Source organism: Thermostichus sp. MS-CIW-23, assembly GCF_054059455.1.
On the sequence record NZ_JBSSCC010000073.1, the window covers coordinates 1 to 4,650 of the forward strand.

At 59.4% G+C, this 4,650-nt stretch carries 3 protein-coding genes and 2 pseudogenes; 4 read left to right on the plus strand and 1 reads right to left on the minus strand.

What is annotated here, in order from left to right:
- Both ACVW0B_RS14155 and cbiE read left to right on the plus strand, forming a co-directional pair.
- Window positions 1-507: pseudogene (locus tag ACVW0B_RS14155) on the plus strand (hypothetical protein); the annotation flags it as partial.
- On the plus strand, window positions 508-1,767 hold the full coding sequence (gene cbiE, locus ACVW0B_RS14160) for a precorrin-6y C5,15-methyltransferase (decarboxylating) subunit CbiE (protein WP_457398042.1): 1,260 nt from the start codon (window positions 508-510) through the stop codon (window positions 1,765-1,767).
- Window positions 1,768-1,813: 46 nt separating this feature from the next.
- On the opposite strand, the gene ACVW0B_RS14165 is transcribed toward cbiE, so the two are convergent.
- Window positions 1,814-2,416 (minus strand): LabA-like NYN domain-containing protein, encoded by a 603-nt coding sequence (locus tag ACVW0B_RS14165; protein ID WP_011431895.1) that lies wholly within the window; start codon window positions 2,414-2,416, stop codon window positions 1,814-1,816.
- A 303-nt stretch (window positions 2,417-2,719) separates the two neighbouring features.
- On the opposite strand from ACVW0B_RS14165, the gene sfsA reads away from it, so the two are divergent.
- Together sfsA and ACVW0B_RS14175 are read left to right on the plus strand one after the other, a co-directional pair.
- Window positions 2,720-3,439: a DNA/RNA nuclease SfsA gene (sfsA, locus tag ACVW0B_RS14170; RefSeq protein ID WP_457491979.1), complete on the plus strand. Its 720-nt coding sequence runs from the start codon at window positions 2,720-2,722 to the stop codon at window positions 3,437-3,439.
- A gap of 98 nt (window positions 3,440-3,537) precedes the next feature.
- A pseudogene (locus tag ACVW0B_RS14175) lies at window positions 3,538-4,560 on the plus strand (GTP cyclohydrolase II); the annotation flags it as partial.
- Window positions 4,561-4,650: the final 90 nt, after the last annotated feature.

Consider the following 4,650-nt stretch of genomic DNA (forward strand, 5'->3'; position numbering starts at 1 on the left):
TTTGAGGCTCAGATGGTTGAGATGCGGCAGGCCTTTGCAGCCCAAATCTCCGAGATCCGGGCTGAACAGCAACGATCTGCCGAGCGCTTTGAGGCTCAGATGGCCGAAATGCGGGCCGAGCAGCAACGATCTGCCGAGCGCTTTGAGGCCCAGATGGCCGAAATGCGGGCCGAGCGGCAGGCTATGGAAGCCCAACTCCAGACCGAAATCCAGGAGATCAGGGCGTTGATCCAACAGAACCAGGAGCGGATTCGACAGAACGAAGAGCGGGGAGACGAGCTGGAGGTGGCCATACAGGAGTGCCGCCGAGATATGCAGGCTGGGTTTGCCGAACTGAGGGAAGCGCAAGCCATGATGATGGAGCAATTTCGGGAGCGCGATGGCCGCCTGATCGAGGCTCAACTCAGCTTTATTCGGGAGATGCGGGAAATGCAACGGGAAGTGGCGGAGCTGCGACTGGATTTTCTCAATCACATGCGCCAATACCACCCACCTGTCGAACGTTAAATGGCTACGGCAGCACCTGGGCGGTCACCTCAGCTTGCGGTCGTAGGGGTAGCGGGGGATGGCTCTGTGGCTTCCTGGGGGATCCCCCCCCTTTCCCAAGCCAGGGTTTTGGCAGGAGCCCCTCATCTGCTCCGGCACTTTACCGATCATCCGGCCCGCAAGATCCCGCTCACCGGGCCAGTGGAAAGTTGGATCCCACTTTTGCAGCAGGAGATGGCTCAGGGATCCCTGGTCTTGTTGGCCAGCGGGGATCCGCTTTTTTTCGGGATCGGGCGGCTGTTGACGGAGTATTTCCCAGCGGAGCGGTTGGCCTTCTATCCGCAGGTGAGCTCGGTGCAGCTGGCCCTGAACCGCCTGCAGATCCCCTGGCAGGAGGCGACCATCCTCAGCCTGCACGGGCGGGGAGTGGAGCGGTTGGAAGCCGTTCTCAAGCAGGGATCCCCTGTGATCGTGGTGCTCACCGATCCGGAGCATACACCGACCGTCTTGGCCCAGTTCATTGCCGACCTGCGGCTGCCGGTGCGTTACCAAGCCTGGGTCTGTAGTCAACTGGGATCCCCTCAAGAACAGGTCGTGCCCCTCCAAGAAGGGGAAGACGCCGTTTTCCCCAGCCCCAACGTTGTGGTGCTGCGACGAGTAGAGCCGGAGCCAGATCCCCATCGCTGGCCTTTGGTCGGGATCCCGGACGACCAGTTCTACACCTTTCCCGACCAGCCCGGCTTGATCACCAAGCAGCCCATCCGCCTGCTCACCTTAGGATCCCTGCAGCTCCCCCAAGAGGGCGTGGTGTGGGATATCGGTGCCGGCACCGGCTCGGTGGCCATCGAAATAGCCCGCCTCTCTTCTCGGCTCCAGGTCTATGCTGTCGAGCGCAACGCCATGGGCATCTGTCTGATTCGGCGCAACCGGCAACGCTTTGGCCCAGAGAACCTGCAGGTGATCCCGGGGGCAGCCCCCCAAGTGTTGGCCAACTTGCCCGACCCAGATCGGGTGGTGCTGGGCGGCGGCGGCAAAGGGATCCGCGACCTGCTGCCGGTGGTGGAAGCCCGCCTGCGGCCTGGAGGGATCTTGGTGGCCAACTTCGCTACCCTAGAAACCTGCAGCGAGGCCCTGCAATGGCTGCGTTCGCGCGGCTGGCAAGTTCGAGTAGATCACGTTCAGATCTCCCGCTCTGCCGTCCTGGCCGAGGGCACCCGCTTTGCCCCCCTGAACCCGGTTTACCTGCTGCAAGGGATCCCTTCAAATTGGAAAGCCCAGTAAGCCCCCCGTTGCTCTGCTTTCTCTTCTCCCTGTGGGGGAGGGAAAGTTATCCCTCGTCCTCCTCATCGGCGGTGAACCCCGGTCGGTACAGGTAGGCGGAGGAGGGACGGTTGGTCTTCTTGATTTGGTCTTTGATGGATTCCAGGTCGATGTAGCGATCCGCCAAGTTGATCAGTTGATCGCTGGTCATGGAACGCAGGCTAACCACCTCCACTCGCGCCCCTTGGTAGCTGACGGCATTGACCGCGTAGGCCAAGTCCCCATCACCGCTCACCAGCACAGCCGTCTCATACCAGCGCACCAGCGACAGCATATCCACGGCAATTTCCACATCCAGGTTGGCTCTCTTGGATCCATCGGGCAACTGGGTTAGCTCTTTGGTAACCACGCGGTAGCCATTGCGGCGCATCCAGAGCAAAAACCCCTGCTGCTTTTCGTTGTTGCGATCGACGCCGGTGTAGAAAAAAGAGCGCAAAAGGGGCGACCGACCACTCAGCGTCTTCAGCAGGCGGGTGTAGTCGATCTCAATGCCCAGTTGCAGAGCGGCGTAGAACAGATTAGACCCGTCGATGAATATGGCCACACGCCCACGGTTGTCCTGCAAGGAATCCCCAGGCTGAAAACTGGGATCAGGATCAAGACGCAGCATTCGGGTTTTCTTCTCCAAGTTTTGACAAAAGGGCAGAAAAAACGAGGTGTTAAATGGGTTTAATCGCCAATACAGCTCTTTCCGGCAGCACCGACTACAGATAATGCAGACGCATCTCTTGTGCGATAGGGATCTTACTGCTTCGCAGAGTGATCTGCAGAATTCCCATGAAGTCGGAAAGAGCTGTAAGAGGGTGCCCCAAGCCCTGGGACACATGATTTACCCTAGCGCAGGAGAGACGATCCCCGGAGAAGATTTCCAAAATCCTAAAGAAAAATACCTACGAAAGGAGAGGCTTTGGGGATGGAGTGCGGGGATGGGCCGGTACCTTACCGCTTTTCGAGCCCCTTGCACAGAGGGGTGCTGCGCAGCCGCTACAAGCGGTTTTTGGCCGATGTGGAGCTGGAAAACGGGCAACAGATCATCGCCCATTGCCCCAACACGGGGCCGATGAGTGGGGTCTGTCAGGTGGGGGCACCTGTGTACCTCTCCCATCACCCGGAGCCAAAACGGAAACTGGCCTACACCTGGGAAATGATCCAGGTGGATGGGGTATGGGTGGGGATCAACACCAGCTTGCCCAATCGCCTGGTGGAATGGGGGCTGGAGCGAGGGTGGTTTCCCCAGTTGGCAGGATTTTCCCGCCGGCAACGGGAGGTGACCTGCGGCAAGAGCAAAATCGACTTTCTGCTGACAGGAGACGCTGGCTCGGCCTATCTGGAGGTGAAGAACACCACCTGGGCCAAGGGATCCCGCGCGCTGTTTCCCGATACGGTGACCACTCGCGGCCAAAAACACCTGGAAGATTTGATCGCGGTGCGCCAACAGGGTCAGCGTGCCCTGCTGCTGTACTGGATCAATCGCGCCGATTGCACCGAGTTTGCCCCCGGCGAAGAACGGGATCCCCGCTATGCCCGTCTGTTTCGTGAGGCCCTGCAAGCCGGAGTGGAGATGTTGCCCTATCGGGTCGAGGTTTCGCCGGCAGGGATCCGCCCCTTGGGTTTGGCCAAAATCGTTGTCTAAGCACCCCAAAAGAAGGGGCAAGCTCTCTTGAAACGGCTGGGGATCGCCTATAATTCTGTTTTCTCCAGATTCTTCCATTTTCCAGGCATTTGAGGACCATGAGCGAACCTTCCTCCCGTCCTCATCACATTGTTCTCACCTCCCATCCCTCCCCTTATGGGACGCAAGCCCAGCCGATTCGCTGGGGATCCTTGGATCCACTGCAGCGGGGGCCGGTGGTGGGTAGCCTGACCAATCTTGCCCATCGCAATGTCATCGGCACCCATGCGGGAGCCTACGCTGTCTATCGGGCATTGGCTGTGGCCAGTGGCTCTTTGCAGGCGGATCACCGCGCCGATTTAACCCATACTGCCCCGGTGGTGTCGATTGGCCCTCACCCAAGCTGGGGAGATCCAGACCGGATTGTGTCCTTGGATCCCTGGGGAGCGGTTGTGGGAGAAGTCTTTGCTCCCCTCTATGCCCAGGGCTACGATATTCGCCCTACTATTGCCATTACTCAGGCCCACATCCACATGCCCGAACTGCAGGAGGCGGTCAACAAAGGGCGGTTGCGGGTGGATGGCCGGATCCTCAAAGACAATGGCAGCCTGGTGGTCACCAAAGCCGCAATCGAGCCGGTCTGGTACCTGCCGGGGATCGCCAAACGATTGCAGGTGAGCGAAAGCCTGCTGCGCCGCATCCTCTTCGAGCAAACGGGAGGCATGTTTCCAGAATTGGTGACCCGTCCAGACCTATCGGTGTTTTTGCCGCCCATCGGTGGCCAGACGGCGTACATCATCGGGCAGGTGGCTGCCATCACCGACCCGGCCTTGCCCCTGGCGGTGCGGGTTCACGACGAATGCAATGGTTCCGATGTGTTTGGCTCGGATATTTGCACCTGCCGCCCCTATCTGGTGCATGGCATTGAAGAATGCGTTAAGACGGCCCAAGCCGGTGGAGCCGGGGTGATCGTGTACCTGCGCAAAGAAGGCCGCGCCTTGGGAGAGGTGACCAAGTTTTTGGTCTACAACGCCCGCAAGCGCCAGGAAGGAGGGGATCGGGCCGATGCCTACTTCGCCCGTACCGAGTGTGTGGCAGGGGTGCAAGACATCCGGTTTCAGGAGTTGATGCCGGATGTGCTGATACATTTACGCTGAACACTGCTGAACATCACTGTTCAACTATGCAGCGATAGCATTCTGTTTGTTTCCATTCGCGTTAGCGGGACGGAG